The sequence below is a fragment of the Aequorivita vitellina genome (genome assembly GCF_022008365.1).
GTDB classification, from domain to species: domain Bacteria; phylum Bacteroidota; class Bacteroidia; order Flavobacteriales; family Flavobacteriaceae; genus Aequorivita; species Aequorivita vitellina.
The window spans coordinates 193,366-218,277 of sequence record NZ_JAIRBA010000001.1 but is presented as its reverse complement, the minus strand read 5'-3'; the positions used below and the strand labels follow the sequence as shown (position 1 = coordinate 218,277).

The window sequence follows — 24,912 nt, the reverse complement described above, 5'->3', positions numbered from 1 at the left end:
ATGATAAATACACAAACCGTGGAAAAACCGCAACCTGTAAAAAAAGGAATGTTAGACAATGTGTTGGAGCAATTCAACCACGCCGCTGACAAAATAGAACTGAACCCCAACGTTCGCAAAATTCTTAGCATTACCAATACTGAAATAATTATTCATTTCCCAGTTCGTATGGACAATGGTGATGTAGAGGTTTTTACGGGATACCGCGTACAGCACAACAACGCTCTTGGCCCCTATAAAGGTGGATTGCGTTATCATCCAACAGTAGATATTGACGCAGCGCGTGCCTTGGCTATGTGGATGACTTGGAAAACATCTTTGGCAGGTTTGCCATACGGCGGTGCAAAAGGCGGAATACAAATTGACCCGTCTAAATATTCAAAAGGTGAATTGGAACGTATTACACGTAGATTTACCTATGCATTGGGTGAAAACATAGGCCCAGAGCACGATATTCCTGCTCCAGATGTAAACACCAACGACCAAACAATGGCTTGGATTGCAGATACGTATATGAGTACAAAAAGCACCAGCGAACGTTCTAAAAACCAACACGTAGTTACAGGCAAACCTGTAGGAAGTGGCGGATTAGAAGGTCGTGACCGTGCTACTGGTTACGGAGTTTTCTTAACCATAAAATTCTGGGCAGAAAAAAACAAAGAAAGTCTTAACGGAAAAAAATTCATCGTTCAAGGTTTTGGTAATGTAGGTTTTTGGGCAGCACACTTTTTAGAAGGTGAAGGCGCAAAATTAGTAGGTGTTCAAGATGCTTTTGGAAGTATAGAAAATACTGAAGGAATAAAAGTTGAAGATCTCTTTAACTACGGAAAAGCAAACAACGGAAGCATTGTAGGTTTTCCAGAAGCTACCGAAATGGATGGCAAAGATTTCTTTGGCCTAGATTGCGACATCTGTATTCCTGCAGCCTTGGGTAATCAAATTACAAAACACAATGCACATTCAATAAAAGCAACCTTAATTGCCGAAGGCGCTAATGGCCCAACAGATGTTGAAGGCGAAAGTATTTTGCTGGAGCGCGGCATAACCATTATTCCAGATATTATGTGTAATTCTGGTGGCGTTATAGGAAGTTATTTTGAATGGCTGCAAAACCGTAACGGCGAGCTTTGGCAGATGGACGAAATATTAGAGAAATTGGAGAAAAAACTGCGAACTACTTTCAAAAAAGTTACCGCCTACTCCGAAGAAAATGATGTGGATATGCGCACAGCAGCCTTTAGTATTGCTATTGAGCGTATTGAAAAAGCATATATCCTTAGAGGTATTTTCCCTTAATTAATTTAAACACTTAAAAATGGAGCATCTCTCCTTAATTGCCTTAAACGGCAAGAGTGCTCCATTTTTAATAATACCGAAATGACAACCATGAAATATGGAAATTTGATACTAGAAAAAAAAGAGTACGTTTTCTTAAAGCGGTTACTTAACGTGACCAGCTACTACAAAGACGAAAACACCAAAGTATCTCTTAAAAAATTAAGCGGAGAGCTTACCAGTGCAATTATTTATGACCACGAAGAAATGCCAGATGATGTAATTCGCTTTAATAGTAGCGTTACAGTTCAATCTGGAACTTGGCAAACAGAATTTCAATTGGTAATACCAACAGAGCGCAATATTGCAGCCAATAAAATTTCAATTTTGGCTCCAATGGGCTCTGCAGTAATGGGTTATGCCGAAGGTGATTCCGTAATATGGAATTTCCCAAACGGTACAAAAGAGCTTAAAATAACAAGCGTTAAGCAAACCGAAAGACCCATTGATATAGACGTGCTGTTATAGCATTTATCATTAAAAATTTATTTAAAATCATGCAGATTTACGATCACGATTCCCCAGAAGCAATAACCTTTAAGAACAATTTCATTGAATTGGACAACTGGATTGAGCATCTCAATTATATCGAAAAAGAGATTAGCAATCTGTTAAACCTTGGTAAAACCGAACTTTCAAGTGTTTTTCAATCGCAACCTGTGCTTGACAAATTAACACGTGAAAAAGAGGTAAACACCGCAGCAATAGACAGCTTTCTAAAATATAAAGAAAGCCTTCCCAAAGCAGCCGAATGCGAAGATGTAGATTGCGACATGTTTTATGTAGCTGAGCACGAAAAATTCAGAAATATGTATTCGGCACATCTTAAAAAATACAGAAATGTAAAAGAAGAATATTTTAGTGTTTTAGGAAAATAATAAATTAAAAAAAATTATAATACAAATATATGAGCGAGCAGCCGCAGCCCAAAACTATAGGAATTCTTATAACCCCAAACGATCCGCGGGTTTGTTTGTTGCCCAAGGAAGTTAAACGACTTACCGGGGAGTTAAAACTCAATGTGCTTTTTGAGTCAGGGCTCGGCAGTTCGCTAGAAATTGAAGACGACGAATACGTGCAGGCAGGCGCTACCTGTAAATCTCGTGAATCAATTTTCAAAAACTCGGATACCATTGTATCCATAAATCATACTTTTAGCGAAGTGGAAATGAAGGGGGGTTGTTGCTTCATTGGTATTTTCAACCCCCTCTTTCATGATTCCAAACTCGCTATTTACAAAAAATACGGCGCTACAGTTTATAGCTTAGACCTTCTTCCGCGAACCACTTTGGCGCAAGCTATGGATGTGCTTTCATCTATGGCTTCCTTGGCGGGGTATCGAGCGGTAATAAAAGCTTCAGAAATATACAACGGCGTTTTCCCAATGTTTACAACAGCCGCAGGGACACTTACACCTGCAAAAATTTTAGTGCTTGGGGCTGGTGTTGCAGGTTTGCAAACTATTGCCACGGCGCGCCGTTTGGGTGCAGTAGTTGAAGCTTTTGACGTGCGAAAATCTGCCGGAGAAGAAGTGCGAAGCCTCGGCGCCACTTTTATTGAAGTAGAAGGTTATACCGAATCTTCAACCGCAGGAGGTTACGCAGTAGAGCAAAGCGAAGAATACCAAAAAAAGCAAAAAGAATTAATTCACAACCACATTCTTTCGGCCAACATTGTAATTAGCACAGCCAACATTCCCGGAAGAAAAGCTCCTTTACTTATTGAAACACGCTCGGTTGAAGCAATGCAACCTGGTAGCGTTATCATTGACTTAGCAGCCGAACAAGGTGGAAACTGCGAACTTTCAAAAAACAAAGAAATTGTAAAGCACAACGGGGTTACTATTTTAGGAAACTCAAGTCTTTCTGCTGAAATTCCTGCAGCAGCTTCAAAATTGCTTTCAAACAACTATTTCTCGTTTTTAAAATATAAGCAGAAAGCAGAAAGCAACGAAAACGATCCATTATTAGCCGCATCACAAATACTAAACACGGGCGAATGGACGCATCCACATTTTACAAATCAACCACAACCAGTTTAAGTATGGATTTTATAAATCAACACATTCAAGAAATTTATTTTGTTATTTTCTGTGTCTTTATTGGTATAGAAGTAATTGCAAATGTTCCTGCAATTTTACACACCCCACTTATGAGTGGTGCTAACGCCATTAGCGGTGTTATTTTGGTAGGAGCAATTATTGTAATGCTTCGCGTGCCAGCAGACGATTACCTCAACCTCACCTTAGGAGGAATTGCGGTATTTCTAGGCACACTTAATATTTCGGGCGGATTTTTCGTTACTGGGCGAATGCTCAAAATGTTCAGTCCTAAAAAATAATTCCTCATCTTATTAATTCAATTAATAAAGACGTAAAACTTAAGCCTTTTCACAATTTAAAATTGACTTCTGTTTTACGTTTTTTTCTTTAATCGTTTTATTTCAAAAGAATAATTTCAGAATAAAAAAACCATGCACGCAATCATCGAAATAGGTTATTTAATTGCCACCCTTTCCTTTTTGGGAGGATTAAAATTTATGAGTTCCCCAAAAAACGCAAAAACAGGAAACTTAATTGCCGCAACTGGGATGGTACTTGCTGTAGTACTCACCTTTATTGCCGCAGTAACGGCAACCGTTCCGTACACCAATTTAGTAATCATGCTTTTGGCAATTGCCGTGGGAACCGTAATTGGCAAACGTCTTTCAGACAAAGTAGAAATGACCGGAATGCCACAATTGGTTTCTTTATTTAACGCAACTGGTGGAGGGTGCGCCATGCTTTTAGGCCTTGTGGAAGCCAACCAAATGGACGTTTCAACTACGGTTCTGGGGAATAAAATATTGCTTATTGCAGGTTTAATTACGGGTGCTGTAGCCTTAACGGGAAGTATTATCGCTGAGCGAAAACTAGCTGGAAAAGTAAAAGACCGGCGTAGCAAAGCAGTAATTTTTACTGCGAGAATACTTTTAGTGTTGATGGTTTTATTACCAGTGCTTTATTTCCTCGGTTTTATACCAATTAGCTTTACTGTGTTTATGTATGTTTTGGCAACCGTAGCAATGGTTTACGGTGTCCTTTTCGTGTTGCCCATTGGAGGTGCAGATATGCCCGTTGTAATTTCGCTATTAAACAGTATTACGGGTATTGCAACCGCTTTTGCAGGTTTTGTTTACGGAAATAAAGTGATGATTGCCGGTGGTATTTTTGTGGGTGCCGCAGGAATTTTGCTTACACTTTTAATGTGTAAAGCGATGAACCGTTCGTTGTTAAAAGTACTTGCCGGAACCTTTAAAAAGAGCAAAAACGGTACTGTGGAAGAAGAGCAGGAAATAAAAGACATTAGTATTTCTGAAACAGCAATGTCTCTGTCCTTTGCGCAAAAAGTGGCTATCATTCCAGGTTATGGACTTGCCGTAGCACAAGCCCAGCATGTTTGTGGGCAGCTCCAGCAGCTTTTGGAAAAGCGAAATACGCAAGTAGATTATATTATTCATCCTGTTGCTGGCCGCATGCCTGGACATATGAACGTACTGCTGGCCGAGGCCAATGTAGAATATTCACACTTAAAGGAAATGGATGAAGGCAACGAAAACATGGCACAATACGATACTGTTTTGGTAATTGGAGCCAACGATGTGGTTAATCCTGCAGCCGAAAACAATCCCGACAGCCCAGTTTATGGCATGCCAATTATTAGAGCACACGAAAGCAAACAGGTAATTGTAATGAAACGCAGTATGGGCAAAGGTTACGCTGGAGTTCAAAACGACCTTTTTGGTTTAGATAATTGCAGTATTCTTTTTGGCGATGCTAAGGTTTCTTTACAAGAAATTGTAAACCAGTTGAAGTTGATTTAAATTTTATTGCGGAATCTAATTCATTCAAAACTATTAAGACACGTCTCAAGAAGGTGCAATTCTAAAAAATCGTATTCAGAAGAGCTGTGATACGTAAAAAATAGGGCATTAATTTTTTCACCCACAAACCTTTCACCCCATAATTCTTGAAAAATAATTGAAACAGAGTTCTCTAGCCAATCTTGGCTAAATTTTTTTAAATTTAAAGGAAGAAGTAGTAGCAGATCAAAAACACCTTCTTCAGGATACCACTCAGTTACCGCAAAACGAATGTCTTTTGGCCGAATGCTGTAGTCCGGAAAATCAAAAGGATGCGTTAAAAGTTCGGCGTCAACTTTAAATTGCGCTTGCTTAAAAGCTATAATTTCCCATTGTGATAGTGCCGGTGCTGCTTCAACTAGCGTATTTACATACATAAAAAGATCTCTCTTTCCACCGCAGGAAATTATCAATTTATACTTTTCTGTATCGCTATTTTTATCGTAACCAAGAAATAATTCCAGTCCAGGATGATAGTAACTCAATAGCAAAAGCAAATAATAATGAGAAATATCATCCCTTTCCATTTCGGTCAAATCCATATTGAAACGGAGTGTTTCCTCGTAGTTTTCAAATTCCATCCAAAATTCTTTTGCTGTCATAATTGTAGCTTTCAGAGAATATTTTTTACCTAAAAAAATATTATTATCCTATAAATTTAAGAAATGAAAAATAAATTTAATCTAATCACCCCGAAATTCTCGCCTATTTTCAAAGAATCAAATTAAATAGAAAAGCTTGTCTTAAATCGTCAGAATTGCAATAATTGCACTCACCGAAATAAAAATCCACAACGAAACACCAAGTATCATTGGTTTAAAACCAGCAGATTTTATTTTGTCTACTGAAAGTCCGGCGCCAATTAAAAAGAGGGTTAGCACCAACAACGATTTTGAAACGCTTGTAATTCCCGTGGTTAAAAATTCGGGAATTGGCAAATAACTGTTCAGTATAATTGCCAAAATAAAAAAGAAGATGAAATACGGAATTTTTACACTTTTTCCTTTTCCTTTAAATAAAAACACAGAAAGTATTGAAAGCGGAATTATCCAAAGTGCCCGTGCCAGTTTTACAGTTGTAGCCACTTTTAAAGCTTCTTCGCCAAACGTATATGCTGCACCCACCACCGAACTTGTGTCGTGAATGGCAATAGCGCACCAAAGCCCAAATTGATGCTGGCTAAGTCCAAGCAAATGCCCTAAGGGTGGAAATACGATTAGCGCAATAGAATTTAAAAGAAAAATTACCCCCAGCGAAATAGATATATCTTTTTCCGAAGCATTAATCACCGGCGCAACTGCGGCGATAGCACTCCCCCCACAAATAGCCGTACCGGAACTGATAAGATGCGAACCTTTGCGATCCATCTTTAACAATTTTCCAATAAAATAACCTAAAATTAGTGTGGCGGCTATTGAAAAAACAGTTAGTAAAAATCCTTCTTTTCCAGCATTGACGGTTTCAACCAAATTCATCCCAAAACCAAGTCCAACAACGGCAATTTTTAAAAGCCAGTTTACGGCTTTGCTATTTAAAGCCAAAAAAGGATGCCCCAAAAAATATGAAAAGAGAAACCCGCCAACCAAAGCTACAGGACTACTTACATAGCCCGAAATACAAAGCACCATTACGAGTACGAACAATACTTTAACGATGGTATTTTTATCTATTTCGCTATTTTTCATCGTAAATTTATATTTTATTTAGCGACACTTTCAACTGAAAATTCAACTTTCTTGTTTTTTACTTTTAAATAATTCTTCATCTTTAAAAACAAGTGTTCTGTGTGGATAAGCAAGGTCTATTCCTTCAGCTTCAAAACGTTTTTTAACACTTTCTAAAATATCGCAGCGCATATTAAACGAATCGTCATAATTTCGTGCCCAACACCAAGCTCGGACCGTAACTGTAGATTCATTAAGTGAAATTAGCGCCGTGCGGACCAAATCATTTCCGTTTAAAATATCGACAGGCGAACGGTTATCGAAAATAAGCGGATGCGCTTCGCACACTTGTTTCATAATTGCTTTTGCCAAAGTTAAATCGCTTTCGTATGAAATTTGAAATTCAATTCGCTCGCAAATCTTTATGTCGCCAAGGTTGTAATTAATAAGTTTTTCCTTATTGATAATTGCATTGGGAATAACGATCATTTTATTTTCAAAATTGCGAAGTACCGTATGCCGCAACGTAATATCTACCACGGTTCCTACCATTGCGTCAGAAAGTTTTATAATATCGCCAATTTTAAAAGGTTTAAATGAAATGATAAACACCCCACCAACCAAATTTGCCAAGGCCTCCTGCGATGCCACCCCCGCAATTAGCGCAATAACCCCAGCACCGCCAAGCGCAGTCTGTGCCACTCCTTTTAAAGAAGGAAAAGCAAGCAGTGCTATTAATACACCTACTGTATAAACTACAAAAACGGCTATATAACGCAAAAACTTAAAGGCAGTTGGGTCTTCCTTTGCAAGTACTTTGCGTTCAATACTTTTTCGAAACCAAATGTGTACAGAAGAAGCAATAACAATGGTAGCTACGGCAACTATTCCCAAGTACAAAACCACTTGGAATTCGTGCTTTAATTTTTGATATGCATCAGCAAAAAATAAAAAAATAAGACCCATAATTCCCATTACGAGCCAAAGTGAATTTAAAATTCGCTTTACTAAATTTAAAGCGGTTGGTTGCCTACCTAAATCTTTTTTTAGTCCGCGCTGCATCACAAAATTGTGCAATAAATTTGTTGTAAATGTTAAAACTACAACGCCAACAATAACTATTGTAGCATAGAGAAGTTGGGTTTTATGAACTTCAAAAAATTCAATCATTTTTTTATACTTTAGAGGCCATAATTACTTCGCTAAGGGTTGAATATATTTCTTCTTTTCACGAATTAAATAAATACCCCACAAGATAAGCAATCCGCCAAGTACATACCACAGGCTAAATTTTTCGCCATCCAATATGCCCCAAATTACGGCAACTAAAGGCAATAAATAAGTTACGGTACTGGCAAAGACCGGCGTGGTATTTTGAATTAATTTATAGTACAAAATTATGGCAATTGCGGTTCCTAAAATGGTTAAAATGCTCAAATAACCCAAAGCTTCCCAGGTTTGCGCATTTGTTTCAAAGTTTGTGAAAAATCCGCTAAAAATTAAAATCAATAATGACGGAACCATCCAAACCGTAAAAACAGCTCCCGAGAGTTGAATTGAAGGTACATTTTGTAATTTTTCTTTTATAATTAAGGCTGCAACGGCGTAGCAAGCGGTTGCTAAAACCACTAAAAGTGCATAGCCTAGTTTTGATTCTTCGGAAGTAGTTTCAGAAAAATACATCAATATTCCCGCTCCCACAAAACCAATTAAAGCTCCCAAAACTTGAAGCCATTTGCTCTTTATTCCGAAGAGGAAAAACCCAAGAATTAAAACAAAAACCGGTACCAACGAATCGAGAATTCCCGCGAGGGAACTACTTACGCGAGTCTGCGCAATTGGAAATAGATACATGGGTATAAAGTTTCCGAAAAAACCCGTTAACACTACCCAAAACAAAGTTTTCTTCGTCATTTTTTTAAGTGCGGGAAAACCGATATACGCCAATAGAATTCCAGAAATTGCTACGCGATAAGCACCAATTTGAAAAGGCGAAAATACAAAAAGCGATTTTTTTATAAGTATAAAAGAGCTGCCCCAAGTAACAGCAATAATGATAAGTAAAAACCACTTGTTTTCAATTATATTTTTCATTTAAAACGCTTTCTTTTTCTATCAAAATAGGAAGCTGCAAATTTATGTGTTTTATTTCTCGAACTGCTTTTAATACTGTGATATTACTGCTAAACAATACAATATTTCATTTGTAACAATTAATATCAAAAAACGAATGGATTCGGATATATTTTTAAATTGAAATTTTAAAAATGTAACATTGCATCGATTAAAAAACTATTGAATCTAAACACTTTCGCAACGTGATAAATATCATTCCCAATCTGCCAATTATACATTAAGTTTGAAGTGTAAGAATATTAATAGAAGATCAATATGGAAACTTCAAAATTGAAAAAAACAATTGTAATTACCGGGGGTGCCGGCGGAATTGGTACAGCTTGTGCCCAGATTTTAAAAGAACATAAACTTGTAATTACAGACTACGCAAAACAAGACGTTGATAAAGCAGTAGAAAAGTTAACTGTAGCAGGTTTTAATGCCGTTGGAATTGCTTGCGATATCACCAAGAAAGAGGACGTTGAAAAACTAATGGAGTTTTCATTGAAACAAGGTGCCTTTGGTGGAATTATACATACCGCAGGGGTTAGTGGAAGCGGCCAAAAACCAAGAAAAGTTTTCGATATTGATTTAGTGGGAACCGATATTATTATTGAAGAATTCTATAAAATAGCGACAAAAGATTCGGTTTTGGTGTTGTTTTCTTCAATTATGGGGCATACCATTCCACCCAATGCAGTATATGATGAAGCTTTATTAAATCCACAAAATGAAAATTCATTTTCTACAGTAGCCAAATTCGTAAATGACGATGCCGATGTTATGTACAACTTCGCCAAGCGGGGCGTACTGCTTTTACTTAAAGAAAATGCTTATAGAATTGGCCAAAAAGGAGCGCGAATTGTTTCGGTTTCTCCGGGCGTAATTATGACGCCTATGGGAGCTAAAGCTGCTGAAGAACATCCCGAAAGGATGAATAAAATGAAAGAATTAACGCCATTGGGAAAATATGGAACCCCAGAACACATTGCCGAAACAGTTAAATTTCTTATCAGCGAAAAAGCTGGCTTTATTACGGGAAGCGATATTTTAATAGATGGCGGAATTTTAACTCAATTACTAAAAGAAGCTTGATTGAAAAAGAAAGAGAATGTCTAAAAAGTAGTTTTAGATGTCAGTTCCAGCGCAGTCGAGAACACCAGGTTTCTGACTTACAATTAAGTTTAGACTGCGCCCGACCTGACAAACTGAATAATTTTTACTTTTTAAACAACCTCTTTTTTTTAATCTAAAAAATTAGGAACTAGATGCGTTCAGGAATCATTTCTTCTTCTTCCGGTTCGTACAAATAACGCTCTTTACTGTCGTCTAATTCGTCCATCCACTCGGTGTGGTGTTCTGCAGCCATGGTGCCAGTAACAACACTTTGGTAGGTTTTATCGCGATAGGTTAAAATGTTTTCATCTTTATCATTTAGCCACGATTTAAACATTTCGGCAACTTTATCTACATTAAAATCGGGGTAATCAGAAAGCAATAACAAATCTTTTATATAATCTGATTGAAAATCTACGTGATCAAATGAAGTTTTCAAAGCATCATTCTTCTCCAACCAATTGTTAATGTCTATTCTTCGCTCGTCTTCTTTTGGCAATTTAAGTCGATCCATCATATAATCGCGCGCTACCCAGGCTTGGGCGTCAAACATATTAAAAGTATAATATTGATCTTGCATTCCCAAATAGATTAACTGCGGAAGCCTATTGAAGAAAATGCCCTTATAAAGATTGTCTGGGTAAAGATTGTTTTTTGTCTTTAACCGAAGTTCGTCTGGCAGAAAAGGAAACTTATGTTGATACCCTGTACACATAATTACCGCATCAAATTCTTCGGAAGTGCCATCTTTAAAAAAGGCTGTGTTTCCTTCAAAATGTGTGAGCAGCGGCACTTCTTTAATTCCTTCAGGCCATTGAACGCCAATAGGGCTGCTTCTATAACTTAAAGTCACCGATTCTGCCCCGTGCTTATGGCATTGTACGCCAATATCTTCTGCGGAATAACTGCTTCCTATTAGCAACAAATTCTGGCCTTTAAATTGATCGGCACCTCTAAAATCGTGTGCGTGCATAACGGTACCTGGGAAATTTTCTATTCCTTTAAAATAAGGCATATTAGGAGTAGAAAAATGACCCGATGCAACTATTAAATAATCAAATTCTTCCGAATAAGTTTTATCTATTTTTAAATCGTCTAAAACAAGAGTGAATTTTTCAGTGCGGTCGTCAAAACTTACCCAACGCGCCGTTGTATTAAAACGAATATAATCTCTGGCTTTACTTTTTTTGATTCTTCCCTGAATGTAATCGAACAATACCGGCCTTGGCGGATAAGATGAAATTGGTTTTTTAAAATGTTCATCAAACGAATAATCCGAAAACTCTAAACATTCCTTCGGACCGTTAGACCACAAATACTTATACATACTACCGTGAATTGGTTCGCCGTATTTTCCAACGCCTGTTCGCCAAGAGTAGTTCCACATGCCTCCCCAGTTGTTTTGTTTTTCAAAACACACTATTTCGGGAATTTCTTCACCTTCATTTTGCAAAGCCTCAAAAGCTCTAAGTTGCGCTAAACCACTAGGACCAGCGCCGATAATCGCTATACGTTTTTTATTCATAAATTAAAATATAATAAGCCTAATCCTTCAAAAAAGAACCGGCTTGTTATTAATACTCAAATGTAATTTTTGTTGCGAAATGCAACAGGAAAAGTCTATAAAATGACTTTAAAATTGATTTCTAGAAATGTTAAACTCTAGACTTTCATTGAAAAGAAATGTTTTCAAGAACAATAGCGCGAAGATACCATTTTTTGTGCAGATTTCCTAAGTTATTAGCCATGAGGTTATTGTAAATAGCTTTGACGGGAAACTACTTTTTAAACAAAAAACATTAACCTTTCAAGGAAATTTTCATGGTATGATTTTCAGCCAAATAAAATTGACAATCCTGAAAAGTAGGTGCCGAAAATTTAGGTCGGAAATTGTTCGAAAACCCATACGGTTCCTTGGGAATACCCATAAAATTACGATTGCATTTACCGTCTGAATTTTCATCGTGGTACATAGATACCGCATAATTACCCTTCGGCAAATCTGTAAACACCACCGTTTGAGACTTGGCCTTCACTTTAACCGAAATAGTTTTAAGCGCCTGCCCTTCTTCTAAAAAACGTTCGTTGGTGTTAAAAATTGCAACCTCTAAAGTCCCTTCTACATTTTCAATATCAGTAATGTTTATAGTTAATGTATGGGTTTCTGGTGTGGGGTTTAGTAGCAGTAAATAAAAAAATAGTACTAGATGGTTCACAAGCTTTTGTTTAAGTTATTGATGTTTTTTAATTAAAATAATCGCTTCAAATACAGCCAATGGCGCCCGACGGCCTACATTGAGCGTGAGTGTGTCGTCGTTAATTGTATAGTTATCTGCCAGTTCAAAAATTTTTAGAAACTCGGCTTCATTAATATTAATATCTGGACACGCCATTAACGTAGTTGCCAATTTTGAAAACCGAATTCGATTTCCTTTTTCCAATGTATAGTTGCCAGAAAACGTATTACAACCCGCAAAACCAACCACTTTGTTATCATCGGTTTTCAACATAAAATACATTTCCCTTTCTTGATTTTTCGCCATTTTCACGTCCTGCCCTTCCAGTGTTTTTAGTTTCCAGTATTTTTCAGTAATTGGTTCAGCAGCAGGTTTTGCTTTTTTGAAAACAGCCAGTGGCGCCCCTCTTCCCACGTTTAACGACAGCCTATCGCCAGAAATGCTGTAGTTATCGGCTAAATTAAAAACTTCGAAAAATTTAGATTCATCAACACCAATTTCGGGACACGCCATTTTAGTTGCACCCATAGCTGAAAAACTAATTCTATTACCAGCTTTTAAACTATAATTTCCAAAAAACCGATTGCAGCCCGAATAGCCGCTAATTCGGTTTTCGTTTGTGTGGAGCGTAAAGCCAATTTTATCTCCATGCTGCATCGCATTAACTTTCTGTCCTTCCAGCGTCTCCAAAACCCAATGCGTTTCAGTAATTGAATTTTCTGAAGTTGTTTCGGTATTGTTAATCATTGCGTTGTTTTGGGTTGTGCCACAACTAAATAGCGTTAAGAATGCGAGGGCAAATGCAATATGTTGAAATTTCATAGTTATTTTGGTGTATTTATATTTCGTCTTTCAATGAATGTTGCTATAATTTGAAGCAAACTAAAGCTTAAATATTACAATTTATCATAGTAAAACGCTAAAATAAAGTGAAGGATTTGCTAACATAGCACAGCTTTGCCCAAGGCATACCGCAAATTTTAAAAGACCAAATTTTTCAAATTTTTGTGAAGTATTTCACAGCTTAATTCATAAAAAACAAAATTTATAAATACCTATTCTTTTTTCGCTCGATCGCGCTCTGCCACCTGTTTTTCAATTCGTTCATTTTCTTTCGCAACATATTGTTTATGGGCCATGGAGGCTACAAAATTCTTTTTTCGCGAATACAGATTTTTTATAACCTCGGCTTTACCGTAAACCGTTAATACGTCGCGAGGTAATATTTCAAAACTTCCGGTGGGCGACCCTATATAATCACAATCGGCACGATCAATTCCCAAAATGGTAATTCCCTCGTGCCGCAAATCTAGTTCCATTAAAGTTTTATTGGCCATCCAACTGTCCTCGGCAACTTTACGTTCACTTATTTTATAATCGTCTTTTAAATGAAGAACCGCCGCATAATCTAGTATATCCAAATCGGTGTATTTTTTCAACATTCTATTTATTATTTTGGAGAGAACGCGATCCACCCATTCGCTCTTAATTGCCCACCAAATTAAGCTTAAACCAAGAACTACAATCACCAATCCGTACAATTTTGAAGTTAACGTATTGGGCAGTACAAATGTTAAAATTAGTGATGACATTACCGTCACGATACCTGCATTACCAATTAACATTAAGTTGAAAACAATTTTTCTTCGAACCGGATGATTCATTATTTTTTCAGATTCGGAAGTAGTAAACCCGGCGCCAGTATATGCCGAACGCGCCTGAAACCGGGCGCTTTGAGTTGAAAGCCCCGTATGAATTAATGCGATAGTAGCAATTTTTGTAATCAATGCCGATAGGGCTACTACCAAAAATAATGTAATTGCTGCAATCATATACTTTCAAAATTAAGAAGAATTAGTCCCCATTCGTTACAGTTTATTAAAATATTATAATTTTTGAAGCGTCCTTAAACTTAGTATAAATAATTAATAAATGAATTGATTTTTACAGTTGGTATTCAATTGGCAGCGCAAAAATTTATAACTTGAGGGCTTATTTAAAATTGACGATTCTACAATTCAAATTAGTATTTATGAAAACGTTTTCCCTAAAAACCCTTGCCCTAATTTTAGTACTTTTAGTAACCACTTCAAACCTGAAAGCCCAAGCTTTAAGCAGTTCGCAAATTGATAGTCTAGTTCAAAAAACTATGAAAACCTTTGATGTGCCCGGAATGGCGGTTGCTGTATTAAAAGATGGCGAGATTTATCATAAAAATACGTACGGCGTGCGTTCGCTAAAAACCAATGCCCCAGTAAACCAAAACACACTTTTTGGAGTGGCTTCAAACACAAAAGCATTTACCACGGCTGCATTGGGTAAACTTGTAGATGAAGATAAACTTTCGTGGGACGCAAAAGTAACCGATATTATTCCAGAATTTAAACTATACGATGCTTACGTTACCAGTGAATTTACGGTTCGCGATCTTGTAACACATCGCAGCGGACTCGGTCTTGGCGCTGGCGACTTGATGGTTTTTCCAGCTTCAAATACTACAACTAAAGCCGAAATGATTCACAATCTGCGGTATTTAAAACCTGTTTCTTCTTTTAGAAGCAAGTATGATTACGACAACTTACTGTATATTGTTGCAGGCGAAATAGTTTCCAGAGTTTCAGGAAAAAAATATGATGATTATATTGCTGAAAACTTCTTTAAACCTTTGAATATGGAGCGTTCGTTACTTTCAATTCCGAAGATTAGAGCAGACGAAAACAGAATTGACGGCCACGCACCCGTTAATGGTAAGTTGGAAATTACCGGCGACACCTTCACTCAAATTGCCACTCCAGCGGCAGGAATTTATGCCTCCATTAACGATATGAGTACTTGGGTGCAAGCGCAACTTAACGATGGGAAATACGGCGAAAAATTACAAGACAGTCTTTTCAGTAAAAAAGTACACAACGAAATGTGGAAGCCACAAACCATTGTACGAAGCGGAAGAGGACCATATAACACCCACTTCACAGCTTACGGTTTGGGTTGGTTTTTAAGCGATGTAAACGGTTATTTTCAAGTTACGCACACAGGCGGTTTGTTGGGAATTGTAAGCCAAGTAACGCTAATCCCAGAATTAGATTTAGGAATAATCGTGCTCACAAACCAGCAAAGTGGCGCAGCTTTTAGAGCCATTACAAATTCTATTAAGGATGGATATTTCAACATAAAAGGTAAAGACAGAATTACGCAATACAACGAACGCCGTTTGGCCGGAGAACGCAAAGAAGACAGCATTGTTAAAAAAGTAGAAGCCGATATTAAAGCATCACTGAATAGCAAATTACCAAAACCAAATACTGCAAACATTGTAGGAACTTACAAAGATCTGTGGTTTGGAAAAGTAAACATCAGCGACCAAACCGGAAACCTTCGTTTTACAGCAGAAAAGGCACTGGATTTAAAAGGAAAAATGATATTTTACAAAGGCACAACTTATGTAGTTCGTTGGGATGATGCTTCATTAAAAGCCGATGCTTTCGTGAATTTCAGTTTAGATACCGAAGGCAAAGCCAATGGTTTTACCATCAGCGCTATTTCGCCATTAACCGATTTTAGTTATGATTATCAAGATTTGGAGTTTAAGAGGGTGGAGTGAAAATTTATTTTTAGAAATACAGCAGTTTGAAATAAAACGCATTATTAAAAAACAAATATTTGTGTATTCGTGGTCAAATTTCCACAACAGCTTTTTAGAAAATCATTCGTAACCCCACAGATTCGGTTCTTTCAAAAAAAATTATAAAACGAATGGTTTTCTTTTTTAAATTTATTAATTTCATAGGTGTAAAGAACAGCTACTATGAAAACTACAAAAAGGCTGGATGCAGCTTTAAACAAGCTGTACACTGCTTTCCACAACAATACTTTAAATCCCGAGTGCTGCATTCATTGTGCAGTGGGTAATATTTGCGACAATACCGATAGCTGGAAATACCTCAGCGACGACCACGGCTCGTTTCGGCTAAATTATATCGGGCTGGTGCACGAAAAATTAGGACGCAAATTTCACGGGTATTCGCCTTCGGAACTTCTTAAAACCGAGGCTGCTTTTTTAAAAGGTTGCGGCTATAAACTGCCTTTAAATTATAAAAATGCGAAACCGAAAAACCCAACTTCCAAAGACACCACTTTTAAAGGTCTTTGTGCCGCGGTTGCGTTTCTGTGCTCGTTAGATGGCATTGATAATGTTATGGACTTTTACCCACTTTATAAAAGTGAAACCGCACCATTGCAATTGGAAACAATTGTATAAAGTCTTTTAAAATCGGCAATCATTAGTCTATTTTTGTTCGAATGAATACTAGTCCGCTTCCAAACATTCGTCCCGCTCGTCCCGAAGATTACAAGCAAGTAGCTCCATTAATTGTTCAAGCAATGGAAGATTTGGCGTGTACATTTGCCAGTACAGATACTCCCGAAAAAGCACTTCCCTTATTTGAACACTTCTTTCAGCAACCCGCCAACCAGTATAGTTTTGAGCATACATTAGTATATGCTGAAGGAAATAAAATCATGGGTTCAATAACCTGTTATAATGGCGAGTTTTTGCCAAAATACAGAGCCCCATTTATGGCGTATATTGCTAAAAAATATAAGGTTACCAATATTGAAATTGATGACGAAACAACTCCGGGAGAGGTTTATATAGATACTTTAAGCGTATCGCCAAACCACCAAGGAAAAGGAATTGGCAAGCTACTAATTGCTGCAGCAATAAATCAGGCTAAACTTGAGGGACACGAAAAAATTGGGTTGTTGGTAGATTTTAAAAATCCGAATGCCAAAAAGTTATATTTGCGTTTGGGATTTGAAAGTGTTGGTAAAAAACAACTTGGCAATGGTGTTTATGAGCATTTACAGTTTTCACTTTAAGTTTAGCTTACCTTTCAAAAGCACAATTTTTTACAAAAATAACTGATTTAGCACCGCTAATGATTTCGGTTTTTGATAACCTTGCACGTGCAAGCTGTAATATGTTAAAACTAATTCAAGTAAATCTTTGCGTTGGTTTTTGGAGAGTTTTAATGTTTTTAAACTGTCGTAATTTAATTCGAAGAACAGTTTAAAATTTTCAATTCGTTCGCCTTCTATACAATAATTGGAAGTGTTTGTAGCTTGAAAATTGCCTTCCATTATATTGAAATATGCTTCTTCAATATTTGTAGTATCTGGAAAGAAGCCTAAATACAAACTGAGTTGCATTAAAAAAAATATATGAAAATTTGCAACAGCATCATTTTCATCCAACCATTGAAAAGACCGTTCCATAAAAGTAAAAAGTTCGGTATTCGGTTCTTCTTCGCGAATACAGTTTTTAAGCATTTCGGCCAAAAACATAACCAAACCAGATTTTACGATATCGGTATGCAGTGATTGATATGGAACGGCAACTTTAGCTTCTTTAATATAGTCTAAACTGCCTTTGTTTTTATGATCTGCAATTAGTTCCAGTTGCGTGAGCGGCTGAAAATAAGACGCTTTTAATTTTCCTTTTTTCGATCTTAGGATACCGCGGAGTAAATAGCTTTTTACGCCTGCAGTTTCAGTATAACAACACACAATTAAATCTGCTTCGGAATATTTTATGGCTGAAAAAACGATGGCTTTGGTAGCAACGACCATTAGCGGATAATCATTATTTTAGAAACTTTGGTTTCTAGGTTATCGTCTGTGGTAACAAGTACTAAATATACCCCGGAACGCACTTTGTACTTTCCAAAAGCGGTTGTATCCCACAGCACACTTCCCCCTTCCGAAGTTTCTTCAAAAACAAGATTTCCGGTAATATCAGTAATTTTTACATTGGCTTGAGCAGTGAGACCATCTATGGTTACATTTCCGGTAAATCCGGGTCGAACAGGATTTGGAAAGGCGTGTAAATTTTCCAAATTATCACCTGGAGCGGTAGCAGTTCCTTTATAAGCCACGAGCCCCTGAAGTGTTGCGAAATAAACCACCCCCGTAAATGGATCAATGGCTATGTCTTGCACGTTATTAGATGGCAAAGGGGAATTATCTTTCGTAAATCGAAGCAATGTTTCTTGTCCATTTGGAGACAAGTAAAAAACACCCGAAGAGGTTGTAGCAATCCATTTGTTATTAGAGCCGTCTACTTCAATGTCTGTAATTGTCTGTTCATATAAAAGTTCTTGCGGCACACCATCTTCAAGTATAATAATTGCTTGTGCGTCTGGGGTCGTTCCTTCTTCAAAAAAACTACCGGGGCTATAAAGTACGCGTAAGCCTTTTAAGGTGCCTATCCAAAGTCTATTTTGAGCATCGAACGCTATTGTTCTTACGGCGTCTGAAGGTAAATTACCATTGCCAGGTCCTTGGCCAATTTTATTAAGTCTATCTGTAGTTGGATTATATCCTATTAAACCATTGCTGTATGTACCCATAAAAACATAATTCTCGCGACTTATATCTAATTGGGCTATTGCCAATTCATTGAGCGCTGTAGTAATAACACTCGATAAATCGGTTTTTTGAAATTGTCCGCCTGGAGTTAGTTTTATTAAACCTTCATCTACTTTTGTTTGAGTAAACCACAGATTGCCTTGAGGATCAAAATCAGACCCATAAATTCTTATTCCAGCATCTGCAGTTCCACCTCCAGTCAATGGAATAATAACTCTTTCCAACGGGCTATTGGTTTCATCGTACAGAATCGTGGGTCTATCGTCAACAATTTTTAATAGCCCTTTTTGAAATGAACTCATGTAAACTTCATTCGGCAATTTTGGGTTTATGGTAACATTTACCAAATCTGTTGGTTCTGCGCCCACTGCCAAACTTAAATCTTCGTATGAAATATTTGTCCAAAGCGTATCTTTTAAAACACTTATTCCATAACGCGAAAGCGGAAACGGATTGTAATCTTTGTCTATTTCACCAAAGTTTACCCACAGTTGTCCTGGAGAAGCATCAATAGAATACGGACCATTTCTTTCGGGGCCGTTCGGTAAAATCTGTTCGGCTTGCATACTGCCAAAAGGAACAATTAACAGGCCGTCTTCATTGGTTCCTATATAAAAATTCTGTTCAAAACCGTAACCTGAAAGCAAATCCAAATCGTAATCTAGCACATTGTTTACAGCAGCTTCTTCAACAAATCCTTGCGAATAAGCTTGAATGGAATTTTTAGTAGTAATTGTCAATAAGTTATCGTCGAGTCTAAATTTAACCACTTCCGAAGAAAAATTCTTTACAACCGTAGTAGCGCCATTGAAAGTGAAACGCAAGATAGAATTTGAACGGGTAGCCGCGTAAAGTTCGTTGCCAAGTTTTTCTGCAGCTCGGTATCCACCACCCACTATTGTAGTCCAGTTTTCATAATCAATTAAATTATCGTCTGCTACAAGTGCTCTGCGTATTCCATCGGTGGAGCTGGCTGCAAAAATGTATGGCTCGTTAATAATGGTTTGAACAATTTCTATTTGCCCTCCGCCATCACCTATAAAATAAGTATCGCCAAATTCTAATCTCGCCATATTGTAGAGCGAGATTCCGTATTGGGTGGCAATGTAGAGTTTACCGTCAAATTCGGTAAAATTATTAATGCGTTTTCTATCGGGTGGAATGGTTTGTTTTTCTAAAATATCCACCACTTTTAGCACTCTTTCTTCTCCGTCTTTTACTATTTCAATCAATCCATCTTCATAACCAATTACAAGCAGACCATAATCTTCGCTATAATGAAGTGTTGTTATTTTATTACCCGACAAACCATTAACGGTAGAAAGTGTTTTTATTTTCTTAGTTGAAAGGTTATAGCTAAACACAGCGTTTTCGGCACCCACATAAATATTGTTATTGCCCTGCGAAATATCCTTAATAGATACATATGAAAAATGCCCAACCCATCGGTCTTCAAAATTCTGGGCGCACGCCAGAATAGGGAATATAATTAGTAAAGCAATTGCCCACAGCTTCATAAAAAATAGGTTTTGAATATTAACACGCTAAAATACTATTTATTGCTGTATCTGATGGAAAAAGCCTTTCCATATCTTTCAAATTGAAAAGATAATCGGAAAGGCTTTTGCCTTATTTTAATTTGATGTACTTATACTACACCTTGTGCTAACATAGCGTCGGCTACTTTTACGAAACCTGCAATATTAGCGCCTTTTACATAATCTACATAGCCCTCATCGTCTTTTCCGTATTGAACGCAAGCGGCGTGAATGTGGTTCATAATACCGTGAAGTTTTTCGTCAACCTCGGCGGCTGTCCAGCTTAAACGCAACGAATTTTGAGACATTTCTAAACCTGAAGTGGCAACGCCTCCCGCATTTGATGCTTTTCCGGGCGAAAACAAAATTTTTGCTTTTTGAAATGCTTCAACAGCTTCGGGTGTACACGGCATATTGGCGCCTTCACCTACACAGAAACAGCCATTTTTTAAAAGCATTTCTGCTTCTTCGCCATTTAATTCGTTTTGGGTTGCACAGGGAAGTGCGATATCGCATTTTACTTCCCAAGGGCGTTTACCTTCAATATATTGTGCACCCGTATATTTTTTTGTGTATTCTGAAATACGTCCGCGCTTTTCGTTCTTCAATTCCATAACGAAGGCTAACTTCTCTTCATCTATTCCTTCGGGGTCTAAGATATAACCTGCAGAATCTGAAAATGTTACAACTTTTCCTTCAAATTGAAGTACTTTTTCGGCTGCGTATTGAGCCACGTTTCCGGAGCCGGAAATAACCACGGTTTTTCCTTTGAAACTTTCACCTCGAGTTTCCAACATATCCTTTGCAAAATACACGTTGCCATAACCTGTTGCTTCCGGTCTAATAAGGGATCCACCATACGAAAGACCTTTGCCGGTAAGTACACCTGTAAACTCATTGCGAATACGTTTGTACTGACCGTACATATAACCAATTTCGCGACCACCTACGCCAATATCACCCGCCGGAACGTCTGTATCTGGGCCAATGTGGCGACATAACTCGGTCATAAAACTTTGGCAGAAACGCATTATTTCGGAGTCGCTTTTTCCTTTTGGATCAAAATTAGACCCGCCTTTTCCGCCGCCAAGCGGAAGGGTCGTTAAACTGTTTTTAAAAGTTTGTTCAAAGCCCAAAAACTTCAGGATGCTCAAGTTTACCGAAGGGTGGAAACGCAAACCACCTTTGTATGGACCAATTGCTGAATTAAACTCAACCCGGTACCCTTTATTTACGTGAATGTTGTTGTTGTCGTCCGTCCAAGGAACGCGAAAAAGAATAGTGCGCTCTGGCTCTACCATGCGTTCTAACAACATTTTGTTGGCGTACTTTTCGTTTTTTTCAATAAAAGGGATTACTGTTTCGGCAACTTCGGTTACCGCCTGTAGAAATTCAGGCTCATGGGGATTGCGTTTTTCGACTTCAGAAATGAAATCAATAATACTTTGCTTCATTGGTTATAATTTTATTTTACTTTTAGCGAACTCCCTGTGAAGTGAAAGTTTAAATCTTTTAGCGAATTTGTCCTCAAAAAAATTTATTTTGAAAACCTATTTGGAATCAACAATAACACAAGGAATGCACAAATATAAGTGTTATGATAAAAACTGTGGCTCAATTTTTTTACAAATTAACCAAATAGCTTTTTAAAACTTCAATGGTAAATTTGTTTTTATATATTTGTTGTTTCTCAATCTAAATCCACAACTCAATGAATACCAAATTGTTTTTATTGGTATTTTTCTTTTTGTTTTTTACTAAACAAGATAGTTTCAGTCAGGCTGGGTTTTCGCATGAGGTGGGTGTTATTACCGGTCCAGTGGTTTTCTATTCAGATTTTGGAGAGCGTTATAATTTTGAAACCAACGCCGGAAACGTCGGTTTTGGAATTGGACTTATACATTATATCAATTTTTCATATAGCTCAGATTGTAACTGTTATACTCGGGCTGTATATTTTAACGATCACTTTAAAATACGGACAGAACTTGATTACCACCAAACAAATTTAAACCATTACGGGAAATGGGTGGCTCCAGACCGCACTTCTCTTTTTGCAGATCAGCTGCGGGCAATGAGCGGCTCAGCCACTGTTTTTGAAGTAGGTTCTCAACTTGAATACTTCCCATTAAGCATCCGCGATTTTGCCGCCGGTCAATATAAAATTGCACCCTTTATTAGTATGGGAGCACATTGGGTAAGCTATGACCCCGAAGTATCTTCTACTCTAGGGCAGCTTAATAGCCCCGCTACTACACCAGATAAATATTATAACGGTTTTCAGCAGGAACCTGCATCAACTTGGGCTGTTGTATGGAGTGTGGGTATTAGATACAAACTGTCCCCTTTGAGCGATTTAATGCTCGACAGTCGTTGGCATTTTTACTTTTCAGATTGGGTTGACGGACTTAATCCCACTTTTGAAAATAATGGCTCTACACCTGTTCCAGAAAACAAAGCCAACGAATGGATTTATTGGCTAAACGTGGGGTATATTTACTACATAAATTAAGCTACCCGATTGCTTGTTTTAAATCGGCAATTAAATCTTTGGCGTCTTCAATGCCCACGGAAAGACGAATTAACGAATCTACAACCCCTATTTTTTCACGCTCCACTTTCGGAATGCTAGCGTGCGTCATACTAGCAGGATGTCCCGCAAGACTTTCTACCCCGCCAAGACTTTCTGCCAAGATGAAAATTTTCAAGTTTTCGACTATTTTTATGGCTTCTCCGTAATTGTTTCCTTTGGTTACAAATGAAATCATCCCACCATAATCGTGCATCTGTGATTTCGCAATTGCGTGATTTGGGTGGCTTTCAAAACCCGGCCAATACACTTTTTCAATCTTCGGATGTTCGGCCAAATATTCTGCAATGGCCTTCCCGTTTTCGCAATGCCGCTGCATACGAACGTGGAGCGTTTTTAATCCGCGTAAGACCAAAAAACAATCCTGCGGCCCACAAATAGCACCGCTCGCATTTTGAATAAAATACAACCTATCTGCAAGTACTTTATCCTTTACAACCAAAGCGCCCATTACCACATCGCTGTGTCCACCGAGATATTTTGTGGCGCTGTGCATCACTATATCGGCGCCCATTTCTAACGGTTGTTGTAAATACGGAGTTGCAAAAGTGTTGTCCACCGCCAGTAATACGTTGTGTTTTTTGGCAATTGAAGCCGCTTTTTTTATATCTATAATATTCATCATTGGGTTAGTTGGTGTTTCTACCCAAATCAGTTTTGTTTTATCGTTTATGTATTGCTCAATTCTTTCGGCATTTTCCATTCCAACAAAATGAAATTTAATACCAAAACCTTCAAAAATCTTTGTAAACAATCGATACGTTCCGCCGTAAAGATCGTTGGTTGAAATTACCTCATCGCCAGGTCTCAAAAGTTTCATTACGGCATCAATTGCGGCGAGACCACTTCCAAAGGCAAGCGCGAATGCACCGTTTTCAATACTTGCAAAAGCACGTTCCAAAGCAGCCCGCGTTGGGTTGCCGCTACGCGAATATTCAAAACCTTTGTGGCCGCCGGGTGTGGTTTGCGAATAGGTTGAGGTTTGATAAATTGGAGGCATTACGGAACCGTAAGCTGGATCTACATTTTGCTGCCCGCCGTGTATGGTTTTAGTGTTGAATTTCATATAATTCTCGAAGATTTCAAAGTGACAATCAGCAATATTAAAACTATATTTTTATCATTTAATATAACTTTCACAATAGCTGATTTTAAAGTTATTACTTTTGAATTTCAAATGTAAGCGTTTCATTTGTGAAAGCTAACCATCTATTCTATTTAACATTATGTATTACAAAATTACGGTCGCCGTTTTTATTGCGCTAATTTGCGTGGGTTGCAACCAGGAAAAAAACATAGAAATCTCTTCGGAAAGTTTTACCGAAAAGGAACTTAAAATTTGCGAAAACTCCAAATGTCCCGAAGTAACAATTAATTATGTTGAAGTTTTTGGCGATAAAGCTGTTTCCGAAAAAATTAATCAGAAAATAAAAAACTTCATCTTTAACTCACTTTTATTGGGTGAAGACACGGTACCAACCGCAACTACCATTCAAGAAGCAGCCACCGAATTTATTGAAGCTTATAAAGCAGACAAGGCCGAATTTCCAGATATGGCGGGCGAATATTTTGCTGAAATTTCAGTGAATGAAATTTACAATACCGAAGAGCATATGTGTTTTGAAATGCGTCAGTATCTGTACACAGGCGGCGCACACGGCTATGGCACAACTACTTTTTTAAATGTAAACCCGCAAACAGGTGAAGAGCTAACTTCGGCAGCGCTTTTTAATAATCGAAAAGAATTTACGGCATTTGCTGAGAAAAAATTTAGAAAGCAACAGGAAATTGCCGAAGATCAAGGTATTAACGATACCAAATTTTGGTTTAAAAATGAAAAATTCTACCTTCCCGAAAGTGTTGGTTTTACGCAAGATAGCCTTATTTTTATTTACAATCAATACGATATCGCAAGCTATGCCGATGGCCCCATTGAACTAAAAATTGCCATAAAAGATGCGGAGTCTTTTTTAAGTATTGACTAACTTTGG

General features: G+C 37.6%; 24 protein-coding genes. 12 read left to right on the top strand and 12 right to left on the bottom strand.

Going from position 1 to position 24,912, the window contains the following annotated elements; translation table 11 throughout:
- From K8089_RS01030 to K8089_RS01005, 6 genes are all read left to right on the top strand, one after another.
- Nucleotides 1-1,296 (top strand): Glu/Leu/Phe/Val family dehydrogenase, encoded by a 1,296-nt coding sequence (locus K8089_RS01030; protein WP_237601402.1) that lies wholly within the window; start codon nt 1-3, stop codon nt 1,294-1,296.
- A 105-nt stretch (nt 1,297-1,401) separates the two neighbouring features.
- Nucleotides 1,402-1,803 (top strand): GreA/GreB family elongation factor, encoded by a 402-nt coding sequence (locus tag K8089_RS01025; RefSeq protein ID WP_338149232.1) that lies wholly within the window; start codon nt 1,402-1,404, stop codon nt 1,801-1,803.
- Between the two features lie 29 nt (nt 1,804-1,832).
- Nucleotides 1,833-2,213 (top strand): hypothetical protein, encoded by a 381-nt coding sequence (locus K8089_RS01020; protein WP_237601400.1) that lies wholly within the window; start codon nt 1,833-1,835, stop codon nt 2,211-2,213.
- A gap of 29 nt (nt 2,214-2,242) precedes the next feature.
- Nucleotides 2,243-3,376 (top strand): NAD(P) transhydrogenase subunit alpha, encoded by a 1,134-nt coding sequence (locus K8089_RS01015; protein WP_237601399.1) that lies wholly within the window; start codon nt 2,243-2,245, stop codon nt 3,374-3,376.
- Nucleotides 3,334-3,675, top strand: a complete 342-nt coding sequence (locus K8089_RS01010) for an NAD(P) transhydrogenase subunit alpha (protein ID WP_262913875.1) — start codon at nt 3,334-3,336, stop codon at nt 3,673-3,675. The genes K8089_RS01015 and K8089_RS01010 overlap by 43 nt, the downstream gene beginning before the upstream one ends.
- A gap of 132 nt (nt 3,676-3,807) precedes the next feature.
- Nucleotides 3,808-5,196, top strand: coding sequence for an NAD(P)(+) transhydrogenase (Re/Si-specific) subunit beta (locus K8089_RS01005; RefSeq protein WP_237601398.1), 1,389 nt, complete (start codon nt 3,808-3,810; stop codon nt 5,194-5,196).
- Between the two features lie 20 nt (nt 5,197-5,216).
- Here the strand turns inward: K8089_RS01005 and K8089_RS01000 are convergent, their stop codons facing one another.
- From K8089_RS01000 to K8089_RS00985, 4 genes are all read right to left on the bottom strand, one after another.
- Nucleotides 5,217-5,837, bottom strand: a complete 621-nt coding sequence (locus K8089_RS01000; RefSeq protein WP_237601397.1) for a hypothetical protein — start codon at nt 5,835-5,837, stop codon at nt 5,217-5,219.
- 141 nt (nt 5,838-5,978) lie between these two features.
- Nucleotides 5,979-6,920 carry a YeiH family protein gene (locus K8089_RS00995; protein WP_237601396.1) on the bottom strand — a complete coding sequence of 314 codons (942 nt, stop codon included), beginning with the start codon at nt 6,918-6,920 and terminating at the stop codon, nt 5,979-5,981.
- A 42-nt stretch (nt 6,921-6,962) separates the two neighbouring features.
- Nucleotides 6,963-8,069 carry a mechanosensitive ion channel family protein gene (locus tag K8089_RS00990; protein ID WP_237601395.1) on the bottom strand — a complete coding sequence of 369 codons (1,107 nt, stop codon included), beginning with the start codon at nt 8,067-8,069 and terminating at the stop codon, nt 6,963-6,965.
- A 24-nt stretch (nt 8,070-8,093) separates the two neighbouring features.
- Nucleotides 8,094-8,993 carry a DMT family transporter gene (locus tag K8089_RS00985; RefSeq protein WP_237601394.1) on the bottom strand — a complete coding sequence of 300 codons (900 nt, stop codon included), beginning with the start codon at nt 8,991-8,993 and terminating at the stop codon, nt 8,094-8,096.
- A 297-nt stretch (nt 8,994-9,290) separates the two neighbouring features.
- Here K8089_RS00985 and K8089_RS00980 point away from each other — a divergent pair, with 297 nt between their 5' ends.
- On the top strand, nt 9,291-10,109 hold the full coding sequence (locus K8089_RS00980; protein ID WP_237601393.1) for an SDR family oxidoreductase: 819 nt from the start codon (nt 9,291-9,293) through the stop codon (nt 10,107-10,109).
- Nucleotides 10,110-10,278: 169 nt separating this feature from the next.
- On the opposite strand, the gene K8089_RS00975 is transcribed toward K8089_RS00980, so the two are convergent.
- The 4 genes from K8089_RS00975 to K8089_RS00960 form a co-directional block, all read right to left on the bottom strand.
- A complete protein-coding gene (locus K8089_RS00975) occupies nt 10,279-11,655 on the bottom strand; it encodes a flavin-containing monooxygenase (protein WP_237601392.1) in 1,377 nt (458 codons plus the stop codon).
- 274 nt (nt 11,656-11,929) lie between these two features.
- Complete coding sequence (locus tag K8089_RS00970) at nt 11,930-12,346, bottom strand: DUF2141 domain-containing protein (RefSeq protein ID WP_237601391.1); 417 nt, start codon at nt 12,344-12,346, stop codon at nt 11,930-11,932.
- Between the two features lie 15 nt (nt 12,347-12,361).
- A complete protein-coding gene (locus K8089_RS00965) occupies nt 12,362-13,189 on the bottom strand; it encodes an META domain-containing protein (protein ID WP_237601390.1) in 828 nt (275 codons plus the stop codon).
- A 233-nt stretch (nt 13,190-13,422) separates the two neighbouring features.
- Nucleotides 13,423-14,199: a cation:proton antiporter regulatory subunit gene (locus K8089_RS00960; RefSeq protein ID WP_237601389.1), complete on the bottom strand. Its 777-nt coding sequence runs from the start codon at nt 14,197-14,199 to the stop codon at nt 13,423-13,425.
- A gap of 200 nt (nt 14,200-14,399) precedes the next feature.
- On the opposite strand from K8089_RS00960, the gene K8089_RS00955 reads away from it, so the two are divergent.
- The 3 genes from K8089_RS00955 to K8089_RS00945 all read left to right on the top strand — a co-directional run bounded on the left by K8089_RS00955 (nt 14,400) and on the right by K8089_RS00945 (nt 17,245).
- Entirely contained in the window at nt 14,400-15,968 is a 1,569-nt protein-coding gene (locus tag K8089_RS00955) for a serine hydrolase (protein WP_237601388.1), read from the top strand.
- 204 nt (nt 15,969-16,172) lie between these two features.
- The gene (locus K8089_RS00950; protein WP_237601387.1) at nt 16,173-16,625 is read left to right on the top strand and encodes a Na(+)-translocating NADH-quinone reductase subunit F; all 453 of its coding nucleotides are present in this window, start codon (nt 16,173-16,175) and stop codon (nt 16,623-16,625) included.
- Nucleotides 16,626-16,666: 41 nt separating this feature from the next.
- Nucleotides 16,667-17,245, top strand: coding sequence for a GNAT family N-acetyltransferase (locus K8089_RS00945; protein WP_237601386.1), 579 nt, complete (start codon nt 16,667-16,669; stop codon nt 17,243-17,245).
- 30 nt (nt 17,246-17,275) lie between these two features.
- Here K8089_RS00945 and recO read toward each other — a convergent pair whose 3' ends face one another.
- The 3 genes from recO to gdhA form a co-directional block, all read right to left on the bottom strand.
- Nucleotides 17,276-17,995 (bottom strand): DNA repair protein RecO, encoded by a 720-nt coding sequence (gene recO / locus K8089_RS00940; protein ID WP_237601385.1) that lies wholly within the window; start codon nt 17,993-17,995, stop codon nt 17,276-17,278.
- Nucleotides 17,995-20,310 carry a type IX secretion system anionic LPS delivery protein PorZ gene (gene porZ, locus K8089_RS00935; RefSeq protein WP_237601384.1) on the bottom strand — a complete coding sequence of 772 codons (2,316 nt, stop codon included), beginning with the start codon at nt 20,308-20,310 and terminating at the stop codon, nt 17,995-17,997. Before porZ ends, recO begins: the two co-directional genes overlap by 1 nt.
- 131 nt (nt 20,311-20,441) lie before the next feature.
- Nucleotides 20,442-21,785: an NADP-specific glutamate dehydrogenase gene (gene gdhA, locus K8089_RS00930; protein WP_237601383.1), complete on the bottom strand. Its 1,344-nt coding sequence runs from the start codon at nt 21,783-21,785 to the stop codon at nt 20,442-20,444.
- Between the two features lie 257 nt (nt 21,786-22,042).
- Here gdhA and K8089_RS00925 point away from each other — a divergent pair, with 257 nt between their 5' ends.
- Nucleotides 22,043-22,843 (top strand): THC0290_0291 family protein, encoded by an 801-nt coding sequence (locus tag K8089_RS00925; RefSeq protein WP_237601382.1) that lies wholly within the window; start codon nt 22,043-22,045, stop codon nt 22,841-22,843.
- Between the two features lies 1 nt (nt 22,844).
- Here the strand turns inward: K8089_RS00925 and K8089_RS00920 are convergent, their stop codons facing one another.
- The gene (locus K8089_RS00920; protein ID WP_237601381.1) at nt 22,845-23,987 is read right to left on the bottom strand and encodes a cystathionine gamma-synthase; all 1,143 of its coding nucleotides are present in this window, start codon (nt 23,985-23,987) and stop codon (nt 22,845-22,847) included.
- A gap of 160 nt (nt 23,988-24,147) precedes the next feature.
- Between K8089_RS00920 and K8089_RS00915 the strand changes: the two genes are divergently transcribed.
- Entirely contained in the window at nt 24,148-24,906 is a 759-nt protein-coding gene (locus K8089_RS00915) for a DUF3298 and DUF4163 domain-containing protein (RefSeq protein WP_237601380.1), read from the top strand.
- The last annotated feature ends 6 nt before the right edge of the window (nt 24,907-24,912 follow it).

What these genes read in the sequence shown, in the direction of transcription:
- K8089_RS00975 (WP_237601392.1), bottom strand. Translation starts at nt 11,655, where the DNA reads ATGAATAAAAAACGTATAGCGATTATCGGCGCTGGTCCTAGTGGTTTA.
- K8089_RS01030 (WP_237601402.1), top strand. Translation starts at nt 1, where the DNA reads ATGATAAATACACAAACCGTGGAAAAACCGCAACCTGTAAAAAAAGGA.
- K8089_RS00920 (WP_237601381.1), bottom strand. Translation starts at nt 23,987, where the DNA reads ATGAAATTCAACACTAAAACCATACACGGCGGGCAGCAAAATGTAGAT.
- K8089_RS01005 (WP_237601398.1), top strand. Translation starts at nt 3,808, where the DNA reads ATGCACGCAATCATCGAAATAGGTTATTTAATTGCCACCCTTTCCTTT.
- K8089_RS01010 (WP_262913875.1), top strand. Translation starts at nt 3,334, where the DNA reads ATGGACGCATCCACATTTTACAAATCAACCACAACCAGTTTAAGTATG.
- K8089_RS01000 (WP_237601397.1), bottom strand. Translation starts at nt 5,837, where the DNA reads ATGACAGCAAAAGAATTTTGGATGGAATTTGAAAACTACGAGGAAACA.
- gdhA (WP_237601383.1), bottom strand. Translation starts at nt 21,785, where the DNA reads ATGAAGCAAAGTATTATTGATTTCATTTCTGAAGTCGAAAAACGCAAT.
- K8089_RS00980 (WP_237601393.1), top strand. Translation starts at nt 9,291, where the DNA reads ATGGAAACTTCAAAATTGAAAAAAACAATTGTAATTACCGGGGGTGCC.
- K8089_RS00915 (WP_237601380.1), top strand. Translation starts at nt 24,148, where the DNA reads ATGTATTACAAAATTACGGTCGCCGTTTTTATTGCGCTAATTTGCGTG.
- K8089_RS00950 (WP_237601387.1), top strand. Translation starts at nt 16,173, where the DNA reads ATGAAAACTACAAAAAGGCTGGATGCAGCTTTAAACAAGCTGTACACT.
- K8089_RS01015 (WP_237601399.1), top strand. Translation starts at nt 2,243, where the DNA reads ATGAGCGAGCAGCCGCAGCCCAAAACTATAGGAATTCTTATAACCCCA.
- K8089_RS00985 (WP_237601394.1), bottom strand. Translation starts at nt 8,993, where the DNA reads ATGAAAAATATAATTGAAAACAAGTGGTTTTTACTTATCATTATTGCT.
- porZ (WP_237601384.1), bottom strand. Translation starts at nt 20,310, where the DNA reads ATGAAGCTGTGGGCAATTGCTTTACTAATTATATTCCCTATTCTGGCG.
- K8089_RS00945 (WP_237601386.1), top strand. Translation starts at nt 16,667, where the DNA reads ATGAATACTAGTCCGCTTCCAAACATTCGTCCCGCTCGTCCCGAAGAT.
- K8089_RS00995 (WP_237601396.1), bottom strand. Translation starts at nt 6,920, where the DNA reads ATGAAAAATAGCGAAATAGATAAAAATACCATCGTTAAAGTATTGTTC.
- K8089_RS00990 (WP_237601395.1), bottom strand. Translation starts at nt 8,069, where the DNA reads ATGATTGAATTTTTTGAAGTTCATAAAACCCAACTTCTCTATGCTACA.
- K8089_RS00925 (WP_237601382.1), top strand. Translation starts at nt 22,043, where the DNA reads ATGAATACCAAATTGTTTTTATTGGTATTTTTCTTTTTGTTTTTTACT.
- K8089_RS00960 (WP_237601389.1), bottom strand. Translation starts at nt 14,199, where the DNA reads ATGATTGCAGCAATTACATTATTTTTGGTAGTAGCCCTATCGGCATTG.
- recO (WP_237601385.1), bottom strand. Translation starts at nt 17,995, where the DNA reads ATGGTCGTTGCTACCAAAGCCATCGTTTTTTCAGCCATAAAATATTCC.
- K8089_RS00955 (WP_237601388.1), top strand. Translation starts at nt 14,400, where the DNA reads ATGAAAACGTTTTCCCTAAAAACCCTTGCCCTAATTTTAGTACTTTTA.
- K8089_RS01020 (WP_237601400.1), top strand. Translation starts at nt 1,833, where the DNA reads ATGCAGATTTACGATCACGATTCCCCAGAAGCAATAACCTTTAAGAAC.
- K8089_RS00965 (WP_237601390.1), bottom strand. Translation starts at nt 13,189, where the DNA reads ATGAAATTTCAACATATTGCATTTGCCCTCGCATTCTTAACGCTATTT.